Source organism: Amycolatopsis lexingtonensis, assembly GCF_014873755.1.
Taxonomy (GTDB): domain Bacteria; phylum Actinomycetota; class Actinomycetes; order Mycobacteriales; family Pseudonocardiaceae; genus Amycolatopsis; species Amycolatopsis lexingtonensis.
This window is the reverse complement of record NZ_JADBEG010000001.1, coordinates 5,513,389-5,530,269: the sequence shown is the minus strand read 5'-3', so window position 1 is coordinate 5,530,269 and position 16,881 is coordinate 5,513,389. Positions and strand designations below refer to the sequence as shown.

The 16,881-nt window shown below is 74.0% G+C and carries 6 protein-coding genes; 1 reads left to right on the top strand and 5 read right to left on the bottom strand.

Annotation, left to right across the window (positions count from 1 at the left end):
* Positions 1–81 precede the first annotated feature (81 nt).
* Positions 82–924 (top strand): transposase family protein, encoded by an 843-nt coding sequence (locus tag H4696_RS24790; RefSeq protein WP_086864916.1) that lies wholly within the window; start codon positions 82–84, stop codon positions 922–924.
* Positions 925–1,282: 358 nt separating this feature from the next.
* Here the strand turns inward: H4696_RS24790 and H4696_RS24785 are convergent, their stop codons facing one another.
* The 5 genes from H4696_RS24785 to H4696_RS24765 are packed head-to-tail and all read right to left on the bottom strand — an operon-like array spanning position 1,283 to position 16,877.
* A complete protein-coding gene (locus H4696_RS24785) occupies positions 1,283–3,037 on the bottom strand; it encodes a hypothetical protein (protein ID WP_086857236.1) in 1,755 nt (584 codons plus the stop codon).
* Complete coding sequence (locus H4696_RS24780; protein ID WP_086857237.1) at positions 3,030–8,249, bottom strand: hypothetical protein; 5,220 nt, start codon at positions 8,247–8,249, stop codon at positions 3,030–3,032. The genes H4696_RS24785 and H4696_RS24780 overlap by 8 nt, the downstream gene beginning before the upstream one ends.
* The gene (locus H4696_RS24775) at positions 8,246–11,296 is read right to left on the bottom strand and encodes a hypothetical protein (RefSeq protein ID WP_086857238.1); all 3,051 of its coding nucleotides are present in this window, start codon (positions 11,294–11,296) and stop codon (positions 8,246–8,248) included. Before H4696_RS24775 ends, H4696_RS24780 begins: the two co-directional genes overlap by 4 nt.
* Positions 11,293–12,450: a Kelch repeat-containing protein gene (locus H4696_RS24770; protein WP_086857239.1), complete on the bottom strand. Its 1,158-nt coding sequence runs from the start codon at positions 12,448–12,450 to the stop codon at positions 11,293–11,295. The genes H4696_RS24775 and H4696_RS24770 overlap by 4 nt, the downstream gene beginning before the upstream one ends.
* Positions 12,451–12,470: 20 nt before the next feature.
* Entirely contained in the window at positions 12,471–16,877 is a 4,407-nt protein-coding gene (locus H4696_RS24765) for a DUF6603 domain-containing protein (protein ID WP_086857240.1), read from the bottom strand.
* Positions 16,878–16,881 lie beyond the last annotated feature (4 nt).

Sequence of the window (16,881 nt, the reverse complement as noted above, 5' to 3'; positions counted from 1 at the left end):
GGTGTGGTTCCGCGAATAGGCGTGGGGCCCCTGGTAGGACTGGATTTGCGAAGATCAAGTCCGAGGTTCCAGAGGCCCCACGTGATCAATTATGGCGCCACCCTCGACGTGGCGCGCGAGCTGGTCTGGTTCGTTGCCCGTGTCCTGCAGACCGAGCGGCTGCGGCGCGGCACCCGCCGCGGCCGGCGCGCCCTGACCCCCTACCGGCACGCGGTCCTGGCGCTGCGCTGGTTCCGCGACGCCACCCCCGTGCACCGGCTGGCCACCGACCACCACATCAGCACCGCCACCGCCTACCGCTACCTGCACGAAGCCATCACCGCCCTCGCCGCCCAAGCCCCGGACCTGCACCAAGTCCTGGCCGACCGCCGCGCCCGGGGTGACACCCACGTGATCCTCGACGGCAGCCTCATCTCCTGCGACCGGGTCGCGGCGACCACGACCAAAACCAAAGGCAAGAACCGCGGCCGGACCGTGCACCTGTGGTACTCGGGCAAACACCGAGCCTTCGGCGGAAACATCCAGTTCCTGGCCAGCGCCGACGGATTCCCGCTGTGGGTCTCCCCGGTGCTGCCCGGCTCCCGCAACGACCTCTCCGCCGCCCGCGACCTCGACATCATCGGCGCGTTAACCGCCGCCGCAGCCCACGGCCTGCCCACCCTGGCCGACAAGGCCTACCACTCCGCCGGCATCGGCATCTACACCCCGGTCAAGAAAGCCGCCGGCCAACCACCCCTCCACCTCCGCCAACGGGTCTACAACCAGCTGCAATCCCGAGCCCGCGCCCTCGGCGAACGCGCCATGGCCATCCTCAAAACCCGCTGGTCAGCCCTACACCGCATCAGCCTCTGCCCACACCGCATCGGCACCATCGTCCAAGCAGCCCTCGTCCTCACCCACCACGAACACCACGGACGCTACTGAGAAAACCTCATTGGGGCGCATCCGCCGGCTGCCTGACATTGCCGGAGCCTTGGGAGGACGCCAGGGCTCCGGCAAGTCGCGTTGGTGCAGCCCGCAGCGTTGCCCCATCGTCTTGAATGACTCATTCAGGACCTCCGAAGACCTGAATGAGTCATTCAAGACGTGGGGCGAGCGGATCATCGACGGCAGGGTGGCCCGGCCGCGTGACTTTGCCGGGACCCCGGCCGTGATGTCGTGAACGACTCGTTCAGGTCGTCTGGTGAGGTGAACGACCCGTTCATGACGTGCGGGCAGCCGGATCGGCCATGCTGATCCGACTTTGCCGGAGCGCTGGGACCGGATGCCGTGAGCGGGCGGTTCACGAATTGTCGGTCAGCGTGTCGAAAGCCAGGCCGCTGGTGCGTTCGCCGCGGCCGGTTTCCCGCTGGGTGCTGAGCCAGACCGCCACCCGGCCGGAGCGGGTTCTGGTGCGGTTGTAGGCCGCTGTCAGGCGGGTGCCCGTCCGGGGGACCTCCTCCTCGTTGATGTAGTACGCCTGACGCGCGTCGAAGCCTTCGCGCAGCATCGCCGTCCGGGGGCGGACCGGGGCCGCGTCGACCTCGCTGGGCATCGCGGCCCGGCGCAGCTGCACCGACCGGTTGTCGCCCGGGACGTGGACCGGGATGAACGGGATCCAGTTCTCCGGGACCGACGTCATCAGCTCGTACGCCAGCGGTGCCCGGGGATCGTCCTGGACCGGCGGGGTGTGCCCGCGGCGGCGGAACGCCAAGGTCTCGGACGCGGCCTCCGCGCCGGAGCGCGGTTCGCCGGTGGCCAGCCGGACCGTCTTTTCGATGCCCCAGACCATGTTGGCGCTCTCGTCGCGGACCAGCTCGGCCGCCTCCAGCGCCGGGCCGGTGGCCACCTTCGGGGTGCCGGGCGGCAGGAGCAGGCCGGGGTCGTCGCCGAGGGTGTACATCTGCCACTGCGGCGTGCCGGTCGGGGTGATCCAGCGGCGTTCGCCGAAGACGTCGGTGACGGCCAGGCCCTGGACCGACGCGAAGGTCCCGGCCGGGACGTCGCACGGCAGCAGGTACCAGTCGTTGCTGTACACCAGCGCGAACTCGAGGAAGATCAGCCGGGCCAGGTCGGTGCTGTCCGGGGTCACCGCGGCGAAGTTGGTCTTGCCGTCCTCCACCGCCCACCACCGGGGCAGCGGCATGCCGGAGAACCGGACCGGCGCCGGGAACACCGTGCGGTTCAGCGCCGCCGGCGCGGTGCCCGCGCCGCCCAGCGAGCCGTCGCCGGTGGAGAACGCGTGCCAGTCGAGTTCGCCGCCCGGGTATTCGGGCGCGGTCAGCACCTGCTCGCCCGCAGGGGTCGGCGCCGCCACCGAGAACCGGTGCTCGAGGCGGCGCGGGTCCCACGCGCCCGCGCCGTCCGGCTGGTCGATGAGCTGGTCGAACCAGCCGGTGAGCCGGGGGCCGAGCGCGTCGAGCGCGTCACGATCTTTCTTGACCAGGCCGGCGATCCCGTCGGACGCCTTCCCGCCGCCCTTGACATGCTGGTACAGCAGGTAGCCGTCCATCCGACGGCCGGCGACCGCCTGCAGGCCGGCCCACACCTCCGGGTGCGCCACCTGCTGGACGTCGGAAGCCGGGTCCGGCAGCGCGATCGGGTACCGGTCGACGTAGTGCGCCAGGACGTCCCGCCGGTGCTGCACCGATGTCCGGCCGACCAGTTTCAGCCAGCGGCGGCCGAACGCGAGCCGCAGGTCGAACGAAATCGGTTCGTCGCCGAAGGAGAACGGCAGCGGCCGGCGTTCCACGACCGTCTCCAGTGGACGGTCGGCCGGCAGCGGGCCCGGGGTGCCGCCCGGGTCCGGCCGGAACCGCGTCAGCGGGCTCGCCACCACGGAGTACGTCGCGGTCACCGGGGAACCGCCGTCGGTGGCCCGGAACTCGCCGAGCTGCCACTGCCTCGCCAGCAGCCACAACGGGTCCCGCACCTCGGCCCGCAGCGCCCGCGCGAAGTCGGTGGTGCGCGGCCGGCCCTCGAGGCGGTTCCACACGCCGACGGTGGGGAACTCGCGGCGGGACAGCGCCCCGGCCAGGTCGGTGATGGGCTCAGTCATGGTCTGCCTTCCAGCGCGTGGTGGCGGTCGCCAGGTCGGTGCTGATCGTGATGGGCCGCCGCGTCGCGGACAGCACGGTCGCCGGGAGCAGCTGCGCGTACCCGGTGCCGTCGAGCTGGGCCGGCTCGACCAGCCGGGTGCGGGCCAGGTCGAACGTCTCGGTCACCGCCGCGACCAGGTCGGCGGTCTGCCACGTCCCGGTGCGGACCGGGGGCACGACCAGCAGCATGCTCTGCGGCGGCTCGGAGTCCGGGCTGTCGGCGTGCACCGCGATCCCCGTGGTCTCCCGGTCGGCGGGCAGGACCTCGGTCCACTCGTCGAACAGCAGCCCGCACGACGGCCCGTCGCCGCGGGACGGCTCGTCGGCGTAGTGCGCGGTGAACAGGAGGCGGTCCTCGTCGACCGTCGCGCCCGCGGCCAGCTCCATGGCCAGCCAGTGGTCGTCCGCCCGGAACGGCAGCTGGACGGGGTGCAGCACCGGCCCGTCGTCGCCGGGGTCGTCGCCGAGCAGGCCGTCGCGATCGCGCAGCGCGTCGCTCAGCAGCACCACCCGCTCCCACAGGCGGGGCATCTCCCGGACCCGGGCGACGCCGTGCAGCCAGTCGTCCACCGGGAAGTCCCGGAGCACGGGGGCCTGGGTCAGGTGCCGCACCAGGTCGTCGCTGTCGTCGAACGCGTCGTGCAGGCCGTCGCCGAGGTCGTCCGGGAGCGTGTACTCGGGCACCACGAGGACGTCCTCGCCGAGCAGGGCCCGCAGCGCGTCGAGCGTCGCCCGTGCCTCGTCCGGATCGGTGCGGGCCGCGTCCGCTTCCGCGAGCGCGGCGGCCGAGGCGGTCATCCGCGCGGCGACCTCCGCCGCGAGCGCGCGGGCCCGCGAGAGCAGCTCGGCGCCGAACGCGACCACCTGGTCGAGCACCGGGTTCAGGTCCAGCCCGACCGGGTCCACATCGGACAGCGGAAGCAGGTCGCCGACCTCGTCCAGCAGGCCGCTGAGCGTGGTCCGGCTCGTGCCGGCGACCTCCCGCAGGTCGTCGATCCGGCCGGCGAGGTCGTTGCGGGCCCGGCGCAGGTCACCGCGGAAGCCGCTGGGGCGGTCCGGCGGGTCGGGATCCGGCGTGGTCCGGAGCAGCCGTTCGGCCGCCCGCAGCTGCCGGAAGCGTTCGGCGTCCGGCGTGGTGTTCGGCAGCAGGTCGTACAGCGCGAGCAGCGTGTCGGCTTCGGTGAGCGCCCGGGCCAGCCGGTCGGCGGTCGCCGCGACGTCGGCCAGCACGCCGGTGAACACCCCGCGCCGCCACGCGGTCAGCTCGCCCCAGCCGCTGCGCAGCATGCCGAACCCGCCCGCCGTGGTCGCCAGCCCGCCGTAGCGGGTGAGGAGCGTGTCGATGTCCTCGGCGATGTCGTGGCGCCGGGGGACGGCCGGGGCCGGCGGGTAGAGCCGTTCCAGGTCGCGGATGTAGTCGGCCACGTCGTCGGCGAGATCGTCGAGCGCGTCGCGGACCGCGTCGGGACGTTGCCGCGACACGGAAATGGTGTCGTCGAGCGACCGGTCCACGGTGACCGGCCCGGCCGGCGGCACCAGGTCCGTCGGCGTGAGCGGCCGGGCCGTGGTCAGCAGCGTCCGCAGGGCGGCGATCAGCGGGGACAGCTCGAAGAACGTGATCGTGTCGTCGTCCGCGGAGCGTTCGGTGTAGCGGATCGACGGCACGGCGTCCGGGCGCGGGTGGAACCGGTCCACGACGGCGCCGATGATCCGGTCGTCGAGGTCGGTCCGGCTTGCGTCCCCGACCGGCCGCACCAGCCACAGCAGGTCGATCGGGGAGAGGTCCAGGTCGTCCTGGGTGATCTCCTCGCGGCGCTCGTGCCCGTTCACCGGGTCGGTCCACCGGACGACCGCGGCGACCGACCGCGCGGGCGGGAACAGCGACGGCAGCCAGTCGTCCACCGCCGGCTCGGCCTTCGCGCGCGGGCTCGCCCCGCCGTTCGGGTGCAGGCCGGTCCGCAGGCGCAGGCCGAACCGGTGCGTGAGCGTGGTTCCGCCGCGCGGGGTCCGGATGACGGCGGGGTCGGGCGGCAGGCCGTCCTTGGCGTACGCGTCGAGGGTCGCGGACGCGCGTTCCGGGTTGCCGCCCAGTGCCTGGTGGGTCGCCTCGGCGACGGCGAGGTCGGCGACGGCGTCGTTGGCGTCGAGCAGCCGTTCGGCCTCCTCGCCGATCGCCTGTGCCTGCGCCGGCGAGGCTTCCGGGAGCCCGTCGAGGTCGAAGGGGTAGCGCCGTGACACGTCGTTGCGGCTCAGGTGCCGCGCGAGCGCGAGACCGTCGACGACGTTGCGGGCCTCCACCTGCCCGATCTCGTCCGGGGCGGCGCCCGCGGTCTGCGGGATCTTGGCCGCCCGCAACGGGAACTTCAGGCGCAGGCCCGCGATGAACTCGTCCACTTCGGCTTCGGCGTCCCGGTCGTGCAGGCCGCGCTCGAACCGGTAGCCGAGCAGCGCCCCGAGCGACTGGCCCTGGCGCATTCCGTCCAAGATGGACAGTGCGACCCGGACCCGGGCGGAGCTGAGGTCGACCGCGAACGGATCGGCGTTCCCCGGTGTCTCGTTCGCGACGTGGCCGGCGCGCAGCACCGCGGCCGTGCGGGCGTGGCTGAGGGAGGGTGCGTGCGCGAAACCCTTGTTTTCCGGGTCGTGCAGCAAGGGCTTGGTACCGGCAAAGACGGTCGCCAGCGGGCCGCTCAGCGTGACCGGCTCGAGGTTCGCCGCGTGCGGCCGGACGTTCTCGAGGAAGCCGTACGCGCCGAGGTGCAGCCCGGGCTTGGCCGTGCCGTCCGGGGCGAACCGCAGCTCGGTGAGCCGTTCGTTCGCGAGGCCGAGCCGCCACGCGTCGAGCCGGTAGGTGGCCAGGTCGAGGTGCTCGGCCAGGACCCGCTCCAGCTTCGCGGTCGGCAACGTCTTGAGCACGTCGAGCGAGCGCGCCTGCTCGTCGAGCGCGGCGGTCGGCCCCGACGACGACAGCGCGCCCGGGATGAAGTCCACCAGCAGCTGGTCGGCGTGCCCGGTGACGGGCGGGTTCGGCGAGTACAGCAGCCGGAAACGGCTCTCGCTCGCCGGATCCTCGTCCGGTCCGGGCAGCCGGACGTGGATGAACGGCGGGTCGACGGGCGGGCCGGCCGGGACGCCGGCGGCGGCCGTGAGCGCGCGGGCCGCGTCGTCCCAGCCGAGCAGCAAAGCGTGGCGCAGCAACAGGTACAGCAGCGCCGCGGGCCGCGCGTCCTCGGCGAAACCCGACTCCAGCCGGATGCCGTTCAGGTCCGTGCGGGCCAGGCCGGCCAGCCAGCTCAGGTAGTCCCGGCCGTCGGTCGTGTATGGCCGGATCGGGTCGGTCTCCGACAGCGGCCGGTCGTCGACCAGCGGCGCCAGCAGCGGTTGCTGGAAGTCGGTGAACAGCCGGCGCAGCAGGTCCGGGTCCTGGCCCGCGCCGAACCGGCCGAGCAGCTCCCGCACCGGGCCGGGCAGTCCCAGTGCCTCCACTGTGGACGGCACGGTGGCACCGAGCCCGCCGAGGTTCTCCCGGTTGAAAAGGTCTTCGACGCTCTGGGCGTACCGCTGGTGGTGTTCGGCCGAGGTCGGGTGCAGGGCGAGGAGGTCGAGCAGGTGCTGGTGCGCGTCGTCGGCCGCCCCGCCGAGGTGCGGGACCTGCTCGGCGGCCGTCGCCCAGTCGAGGCCCGCTTCGGTCAGCACCCGGTTGAGCGCACGGCGGTGCGTGGCCGTGGCCGGGAAGGCGAGGCGGGAGAACGCGGTCGTCGGCAGGATCCCGTACGGCTGCCGCCCGATCTTGACCGCGGGGAGCGGGCCGCGCCCGGACACGTACTTCAGGAAGAAGTCCCGCGTCGCGGTGACCGCGGCCGGGCCGAGCAGCGGGTGCAGCGCCGTCTGCAGGAAGTAGCCCCAGGTCGCCGGCCACAGCGCGGTGTTCGCCGCGCGCGCGTCACGGACGTCCGTGCTGTTCGCGTTCGGCATCCCGGCCAGCACGCCCGTGCCGATGCCGAGCAGGTCGGCGAGCTGCTGCCCGTCGGTCCGGGTCGTCCAGTCCGCGGCCGCCGCGGCCGGAGCCGCTGTGCCGGCGCGCACGGAGTCCGCCTCGGCCTCGGCGGGCCGGCCGGCGTCGGCCGCCTCCGAGTTGTTCGTCGGAGTTCCCTGCGGCAGCAGGGAAAACCCGTCCGGGCCACGCAGCTGCCGGGTGATCAGGTCGGCGAGGGCCGTCGCCGACTGGGCCGGGGTGGCCTGTTCTCGCAACCCGAGCACGACGAGCCGCTCGAGACCGTCGCGGATCTCGTCGGTCAGCGGGATCCGCATGCCCATCCCGACGGCGACCGCGCGGTCGAAGTCGACGAGCCAGCGCAGGTCGTCCGGGACGTGCAGCACGCCGGTCTGCTCGTTCACGCTGATCTGGTCCACCGCGGCCGGGTCCGGGCTCACCGCCAGGGTGGCCGGCACGGCCGCGCCGGTCACCGACACCACCTGCCGCCCGCCGGTGAAGCCGAGCACCTGGAACTTGTCCGGCAGCAGCCGCGCCCGCGCGCCCTGCGTCCACGCGGCGGTCGCGACGGTGCCCGTCGCGGGCGCGGGCAGGACGAGGAACGCGACCACCACCGGTTCGGGGGTCGAGTTCGCCGGCGGCGGTGTCGCGGCCGCGGCGTCCACCCCGGCCGGACGGCGGGCACGGATCCCGGCGGCGCGGCCGGCGTTCTTCACGGCGTTGTCGAGCGCGGCGTCGGCCTGGCGCAGCAGCGTGCGGTCGCCGTGCGCCCGCCACACCGCCGTCCAGTACGCGACCGACGGCGCCCGGTCGTTCGCGGCCACCGCCGTCGCGGTGCGGATGACGAGCACCACGGTGCCGGCCGCCACGCCGGCGGGTTCGTCGGCCGGGTTGGCCGGGACCCGGGTGCGCAGCAGCCAGTCCGCCCGGCCGGGTGGCACCCGCGCCGCCAGTTCCTGCCACGCCGCCCGCAGCGGCGCCTCCCGGCCGCCGGCGGCCCAGCGGGCCGTCCAGTACGCGTCGAGCGCCGCGATCTCGGCGTCGGCGGGTTTCGGCTCGGACTTGTCGACCGCCCACTCGTCCGGGAAGACCCGGACCAGCAGTTCCGTCGGGGTGAACCGGGTCTCGACGCGGACCGGGGCGAGCAGCACCGGGAAGTCGTCACTGAGCGCGGTCATCGGGGCACCATCTCCTTGGCGTGCACGGCGACCATGACCGGCACCTGGAACAGCAGGTAGGCGAGGTCGGCGGAGGACAGCCCCGCGGACCAGGGCGGCAGGTTCTCGTCTTCGGCGCGCTGATCGGCTTTTTCGGCGTCGTCATCGGATCCGTCGAACCCGCCCAGCGCCACCGTGACGGCCGGGTCGAGCACGAGGAAGCCGCGGCCGGCGGGGTCCACATCGGACCAGGTGAGGTCGTTCCACACCTCGACGGGCCCCGGCGGGCCGTCGTCGACGCCGAACCTCGGGTCGCCGGGACGTTCCTTCAGCACGAAGAACCAGCCGGCGTCGTCCGGACCGCCGACCGCCCGTTCGGCGGTCAGGTCGAATCCGAGCAGGTAGATGTCCGGGCCGGCGGTGGCTTCGTAGCGCGGCAGCTGGATGTCCGCCGCGGACGGCGGTTCGACCAGCCGTCGCGGCTTCGTCTTGTCGGGAAGCCCGTCCGGGCCGGGCGGCCACTCCGCCCGCTGCGCGTAGACGGCGGTCGTCGGGTACTTGCGCAGCAGGTCGCCGCGCACGACGAAGACGAGGTCGCCGCGCCGGTGGGCGTTGTCGCCCAGCCGGGTGGCCGTCGACCACTCGTGCATCGGCGGGATGTCCCCGGCGGGCGAGAGCGCGTCCCAGAACTGGCGGAACGGCGTCCCGCGCTGGTCGGTCGGGAACTCGCGCCACAGCAGCTCGCGGGCCATCTCGTGGTTGAGCCCGGCGAGGTAGGACTCGATGAACTCGTAGTTGTTTTCCAGCAGCGTCAGCGAGTTCGGTGGCAGCAGGCCCAGGTTCGGCACGAACGCGTCCAGGGAGACGTCCAGCAGCGACCGGAACATCGGGACGTCGAACACCGGGTACGCCATGGCTTCGGTGAACTGCTCGGCGAACGGGCGCAACCGCTCGGGCAGGCTCACCACGCCGTCGAGCAGCGCCCGCGGCACGGTGTCGTCGGACCGCAGCCCGGCGAGGGTGTCGGTGGTCGTGCCGGCCAGGTTCAGCGCGGGCGGCTCGGGCGTCTCGCCCACCGCCCGGCCGGCGTCGAACCCCTGGTGCAGCTCGCGAAGCGCGGCCTTGAACCGCTGCGCCTCGGCGCTGTCCGTCGTGCCGGGGTGCGGCACGACGGGGTCGCCGGGCGCCCGCAGCACGAAGTCGGGACTGAGCGGCAGGACGCCGACCGGGTCGGCGTCCGGTGGCCGCTCGGGGTGCAGGACGGCGGTCACGTCCCGCGGCGTGACGAGCGCGCCCGGCGTGACCTTGACCGGCGCGGCCGCCACCGGGGCCACCGGATCGTCCATTCTGGACAGCAGGCCGTCCGGGCGGCGGCCTTCGGGGAAGTCCAGCGTCTTGACGAGCCGGGCGCCGGGCCGGATGATCCGCCGCATCCCGGGCGAAACCGGTGCCGCGGCCACCCGGCTCGACGCGACCCGGAACCCGACGGCGACCGTGTCGGCGGTGCTCGCGACCAGCCCGGCCGTGCCGCCGTCCGCCGACGTCGTCGTCACGCGGGGGTGAGCGGGCGCGGTCAGGGTGAGCGCCCGGCCGGACCGCTCCGGCGACGCGGCGAGGGCGCGCAAACCCGTCCCGGCCGGCGGGTCCACGTGCTTGGTCTGCAGCACGTGGCCGACCTCGCGGGCCAGCTGGGCGGCGCGGATCCGGCCGTTGGCCACGAGCACGTCGCCGACCTGGGCCCAGGCGGCCGCCATCAGCTCTTCCTCGCGGTCGCGCACGACCTGCGCGCCGAGGTTGGCCGCGACCCGGAACCTCGGGTCGAGGTTCAGCCGGTGCACCCAGTTGTGGCTCAGCTCCGGGGAAACCGGGTGGCCGTCTTCGTCGTCCAGCAGCCGGGACGTCAGCGCATGCCAGCGCCCGTAGAGCGGCGGCGTGATGATCGGGTCGGGTCCGGGGGCCAGACCGGCGGCCGCGTGGGCCTCGCCCGGGGACCGGCGCTGGTAGTCGTCGGCCAGGTCGATCAGGGCGGCGAGGTCCTGCTGGAAGGGGCGCGGGTAGGGCGGCCGGTCCGGGTCGCCGGAGAAGTTGTCCCAGTCGTCCGCGGGGTCGGTGACGTTCGGGACGCGCAGGGCGCCACCCAACGGCAGCACGCCGTTCTGCTCTTCGATGCCGCGGACGTCGAAGCCGGGCGAGCGGTGCGCGTCGATCGGCCGCCTGCCGACCGACGCGTCGGCCTTGCGCGGGGTGAGCAGGCGCACGAGGAACTCGAAGTCGCCGGCGGTGCCGGTGCGGAACGCCCAGCGGTGGTAGTACGGCAGCCGGTTTTCGGCCGGGCGGTTCGGGTAGTGCGGGCCCCACGCGGCGTACAGGGCGCCGGGCGAAGCCGCCGGGTCGAAGCCGAGCCCGGCGAGCCTGCCGGTTTCGAAGGCCGGCACCAGGAACGCCTCGTACGCGGTGTCCGGCCCGAGGTGGCGCGGGCAGACCAGCCGCGAGCAGGCGCTGTCCGGGTTGGCCCGCAGCACTTCTTCCAGCGCGGCGAGGGCGTCTCCGGTGCTGTCACTGGCGACCGGATCGGTGAGCGAGCCGTCGACGTGGACGTGCGCCCACGCGCCGAGCTGGTCCGGCGGCGGCAGCGTGCCCGCCGGGTCGGCCACGTCGATCGCGGGAAGCGGGCCGGTGCCCGGCGCGTCGGTGAACTCGGTGCCGGTCGCCAGGACCACCAGCGCGAGCCACGGCGCGAGCCGTTGCGTCGCCGGGCCGGACGGCGCCGGGCTGTAGCGCCACGGGAAGTCCTCCTCGGAGAACTCGATGTGGGCCAGGAAGTTGGGCTCCACGCCCGCGACCCCGGGCCGCGGCTCGACCCGGGAGATCGCCCGCGGGTCCACCCCGATGACGTCTCCCGGCCCGTACAGCTGGACGTTCTTCGTGACGGGCGTGGAACTCGCGTCACCGGACACGAGCAGTTCGACGGGCACGCTCGCCCGCTGTGCCGTGCCGGGGTCGGTGCCGACGCGGGCGCTGATGCCGGCCCGCAGCCACGGCAGGAACGTGTAGGCGTTGGTGGTCACGGTGTTTCCCCGGAAACCTCGGCGGTCGCGATCAATTCCGTGACGCCGGGGTCGGCGGCGGCCAGGCCGGACCGGGCGACCCCGCCCGCGACCAGGATCCGGCCGTCCGCCAGCGCCAGCGCGCCGAACGACCAGCGCCCGTCCCGCAGCCCGGGCGCGGTCGTCCACTTGTCCTTGCCCGCGTCGTAGACGAGCGCGCTGCGGAAGCCGGACTCGTCGCGGTCGCCCGGCGCGCCGCCGACCACCAGCAGCTGGTCGTCCGGCAGCGCCACGGCGCGGTGGAACGCCCGGCCCGAGGGCATGGGCTCCTTTTCCGTCCACGTGCCGGCGCCCGGGTCGAACCGCTCGACGGTCCGCTGGCTGAACGGGTCGAACGGCGTCGTGCCCGGCGAACCGGGCGCGGTGCCACCGGTGACCAGCACGGCACCGCCGGACAGCAGGGTCGCCCGGTGGTGGCGCCGGCCGTGCCGGAGGCTGCCGGTCGTCGTCCACTTGTCGTGCCCGGGGTCGTACAGCTCGCAGAACGCGAGCGCCGGGTCGTCGGCGGCGCCGACCGGGGCGACCCCGCCGACGACCAGGACGAGCCCGTTCGCGAGCCGGACCGCGGTGTGGGCGGTCCGCGCGTCGGTCATCGCCGGCGCGGGGTGCCAGGCGGGGTGGTCCGGGTCGGGGTCGAACCGCTCGGCGGACCGCAGGGCGGTCGTGCCGTCGCCGGCGCGGGCCGTGCTGCCGCCGGTGACCAGGACGGTCCCGTCGTCGAGCAGCGTGGCGGTGTGCCCCCAGCGCGCCGTCTCCAGCGACGCGGTCGGGGTCCACGAGCCCGTTCCGGGGTCGAACAGCTCGGCCGAAGGGAGGCCGGTCGAGCCGTTGAGCCCGCCGACCGCGAGGACCTTGCCGTTCGCGAGGCGGGTGAGCGTGTGCAGCCGCCGCGGCGTGTGCAGGCCGCCGGCCGCCGGGCGCCACTGGGTGTGCGCGGTGTCGAAGACGGCGGTGTCCGGGACCGAGGCCCCGCCGGCGTCCGCGCCGCCGGCCACGAGGACGTCCCCGCCGGCGAGGAGTACGGGCCCGTCGTGCTGGCCGTACCAGGCGGCCGGGGCGGGCAGGGTGCCGGCGGGCGTCCACGTCCCGACGGGTGTCACGGTTGGCGCGGCCATGGCTGGATTTCCTTTGCTGGTCAAGGGATGAGCACCTCGCCGGGGCCGGCGCCCGCGGCGAGGAGCACGCGGTCGTCGGGGAGTTCGGTCATCGCGTGGGCGCTGCGGCCGGTGAGCAGGCCGCCGAGCGGGGACCACGCGTCCGCGACGGGGTCGAAGGTGAGTACCGACCGGTAGCCCGCGGTGCGTTCCGGTGCGCCGGTACCGCCGGTCACGAGCACGGTGCCCGACCGCAGCGTGAGCGCGCGGTGCCTACTGCGGCCGCCGCCCGGCATGGACGGCCCGGCCTGCCAACCGCCGGTCTTGGGGTCGTACAGCTCGACGGTCGCGAGGCTGTGCGGGTCCAGCGTGCGGTCGGGCGCGAGGACCGGGTCGCCGCCGGTGACCAGGACGCGGTGGTCCGGCAGGAGCACGGCCTGGTGCCCCGCGCGGGGCTGGTGGAGCGTGCCGGTCGGCGTCCATTCCTGAGTGGCCGGGTCGTAGAGCTCGCAGTACGCGAGGGGAGCGGCCCCGCCGTCGCCGGTCGGGAGCGCGCCGCCGACGACCAGGACCCGCCCGTCGTTCAGCAGCACGGCCTGGTGGTCCGCGCGGGCGTCGGTCATCGGAGCCGTCGCGGTCCACGTCCCGGTCTTCGGGTCGTACACCTCGGCGGTGGTGAGCGCGCCGCGGCCACCGGCCACCAGCACGCGGCCGTCCGCCAGCCGCGTCGCCGAGTGGCCGTGGCGGACGGCGGTCATCGACGACGTCGGCGTCCAGCGGCGGCCCGCCGGGTCGAACAGCTCCGCGGACGCGGTTTCCGCGCCGCCCGCGACCAGCACCCGGCCGTCGAGCAGGGCCGTGGTCGTGTGCTGCTGCCGGGGCTTCGCCAGCGCCGGGCCGGCCGCCCACGAGTCCCCGGCCGGATCGAACAACGCGGTCGCGGCGACCGGCGCACCCGAATCGTCGGTACCGCCCGCGATCAGCACCGCGCCGCTGGGCAGCGCGGCCATGTCCACAGTGGACACCGGCGTCGGCAGGGTGCCGGCGGGGGACCACGTGCCGGGCACGCCCGGCGTGATGGCCGCTTCGGCCGCCGGGATCACGTGCAGCCGGCCGGCCAGTGCCGGGTCGTCGGCGACGAACCCGGCGAGCGCGTCTTCGGCCGTGGCGCGGCTGCGGAACGTCGCCGCCACCCGGGGCCGGCCCGGCTTGCTGCGCGGGAACGCCTGCCGGTTGCTCTTGACGTAGGCCACGACGAACCGCTGCTCGTCGATCCGGACCGTGTCCTGCGCCGCGAACGGCTGCTTCTGCCGGGCCTGCCGCGCGGACAGCGGGGCCCGGCTCGTGCTGGCGCCCTTGCGCAGTTCTTCGAACACCGGCGCGGCGACGCTGTGGAAGCGCTTGACCGGCGGGGCGGCCGCGAACCCGGTCACCGGGGCGTCGTCGCCGATGACGTGCAGTTCGTAGCGGGCCGAGCGGCGGACGACGCGAGCCGTGGCCAGCGCGCCGTCGGCGGCGGTGAGCTCGAGGCCGGCGTCCTGCGTTTCGTAGGAGGGCCGGGACAGCTTCGCGGCGTCCGACATGTCCTGGTACTGGGCCATCGCGAACCGGTCGCCGGTGATCGCGGCCCGCTTGAGCCCGGTGCCGGCCACCGGCTCGACGCTGAACCGCTTCCCGTCGCTCGCGCGCTGCCCGCCGACCCGGTCCACCCGGACGTTCAGCGGCAGCGCCCGCTGGGTGATCACCAGCGTGCCGAGCGGGTGCAGCACCAGGTCGTCCGTGCCGGGCAGCACGCGAAGGCTGACCAGCGACTGCTTCCCGCCCGAAGGCAGCCGGGTTTCCCAGCCCTCCGGCTTGTTCAGCTCGCTCGCCAGCAGGTCGAGCACGGCGATCGGCGGGAGGAAGACGTCCAGCGCCTCGCCCCAGGTCAGGTCGAAGTCCGCGGAGACGGAGAAGAACAGGAACCCGATCGACCCGCGCCCGTGCGCCCGCCACGGCGCCGGCCCTTCGAGGGTGAAGTCGAGGCCGAGGGTGAACACGCCGATGCCGAACACCTTGAGCGAGACGTCGCCGCCGGTGTGCGCGGTGAACCGGAACGGGGAGCGCTGGATCAGCCCGTCGACGCCGAGGTGGCCTTCGACGCGGAACGCGCTGAACCCGAGCCGGACTTCGACGTCGCCGCCGAACTGCACGGTGTTGGGGGTGATCGCGAAGTAGCCGGTCAACCGGACCAGCTGGCCACTGCGGTTCAGCAGCGGCACGGCCAGCCGGTCGGGCACCGGGAAAGGCAGCGGCGGCGGCCGGAACGACGGGTGGAACCCGCCGACGGTGATGATCAGATCGCTGGCGCTGCCCCAGGCGGTCAGCACGCCCATGCCGCCTTCGACGGTCATCCCCATGATCCGGGACCGGAAGAGCTTGGCGAAGAACCACGCCCGCGACTTCGACAGCTCCAGCGCGCCGATGAACTGCGCTTGCAGCAGCAGAAGCGGGTGGTCCGCGGTCGGCAGCGCCGCCCGCACCACACCGAGCACCGCGATGTCGCCGGGGATTTCGACGATCACCCCGAGCGAGACGCTGATCAGCGTCGGCGTTCCCCAGCCGATCTTCACCATCGGGCCGACGAGGAAAGTGCCCTCCTCGACGGGGAAGAACCGGTTGAGGTCGGAGAGGATCCGCGGCGCGTTCGCGACGACGTCCTTCGGGAACGCCACCGACTCGATCGCCCCGTTCGCCACGCCTTCGACGAGCGCCTGCAGGTTCATCCCGCGGTTCAGCCCGATCAGGCCGCCGACGGCGAGCAGCGTGAACCCGGCGCCGAGCTGGATGCCGGCCGGGAACTCCGCGGTGAGCACGACCAGCAGCGAGAAGCCGGGGGAGCCATCGGGACGGCGGGTGGTGATGAGCCCGATGCCCTTGACCGCGAGGAAGTCCGCGAGCTCGAGCTCCACCGCGCCCGCGTACTCGCCGCGTTCGGCGTCGAAGGACAGGAACCCGCCACCGGAGACGCCGTTCGCGCCGATGGTGAGACCGACCCCGGTCGGCGGTTTCCCGGCGAGCTCGATGTCGGCGACGCCGAGGTTGCCGCCTTCGGCCGGAAAAGTGAGCTTGGTGCCGAAACCGGCGCCGACGACCGTCGCGTGCACCGGGCCGAGGAAGACGGACAGGGCCGCCGACGCCTGGGCGGCCAGGTGGTCGTCGACGGCGTGCAGCGAGAGGTCCACGGACGGGACGCTGAGCACGCCGCCGACCGAAAAGCCCGGCAGCGACACGTCGAGCCCGGCGCTCCCGGTGAAGTGCAGGCCTTTGGTGTTGGACCAGGCGACGCCGAGGTCGAACGTGGTCCGCAGCCCGTCGGCGGGCAGGATCGACGCGAGGAAGCCGTCACTGGCCTCGATCACGAGGGACGATTCGCCCAGGTCCACGGTCAGCCCGTACTCGGGGTTTTTGGGGTCGAGGGCGAGGGTGGCCGAAACCGTGACGGTCCCGAGTTCCAGCCTCGTCGCGTCGACGGCGCCGATGACCTGCCCGGGCAGTTCGGCGATGGTCAGCGCGGTGTGGAGGGGGCCCGACGTCCCGAACAGCGTGACTCCGGCGGGGCCGATGGCGAACCCGTCGGCCGCGGGCCGGAGATCGATGTCGGCGTCCCAGAACGGTGAGACCTGACCGAAGGGCACGACGACGAGCCCGGGGCCGCCGAGGTCCCGCGGGGACAGGGCGAGCGTGACGCCGTACCGGTCCGGGTCCTCGAAGTCGGGCTGGAGGTAGACCGAAAGCATGCCGCCGGCGACGCGGGCGGCGGCGTCGGCGGGTAGCGGCCCGCCCAGGGACGTGGTGCCGAACTCGGCGTGCAGCCCGAGGTGCCGGAGCAGGGAGGCGAGCCGGGGGAAGAGCCGACCCGCCGCGACGCGCGCGTCGTCGGCGGTCGTGAGCCCGCCCGGCCCGAGGTATTCGTCGCCGAGCACGGTCAGCGGGTGGGTGAACAGGTCGACGACGCGGTCGAGGGAAATCCCGCCGGGCAGCCGGATGATCGTCAGCAGGGCCAGGATGTCGTGGACGAGCGGGTGCCAGGTTCTCAGGTCGTCGAGCACGAGACCCTCGGCGAGGTCACGGCCGAGCACCCCGGCGGCTTCGCCACCGGGCAGCGGCTGGACCGGCAGCTCGCGGGCGGTCGCCCAGAGTTCGGTGAGCCGCCGCAACGCCTCGACGACGTCCGCGAGCGCGTGCGGCGTGTCTTCGACGAGCGCGTCGAGCGCCTGGTAGGCGTTGGACAGCTCGAGGACCCGGACGTCGTTCGCGGGATCGGTGCCGCTCAGCAGGTCCCAGCCGGTGGTGTCGGACAGCAGCTTCGCCGTCGTCCCGCCTTCGATGGTGCCGGCGAACGGCACGAGCAGCAGCCGGACCTCGCGCAGGAGGATTTGCTGGAAGGTGTCATCCGGTGTGGTCATCGCC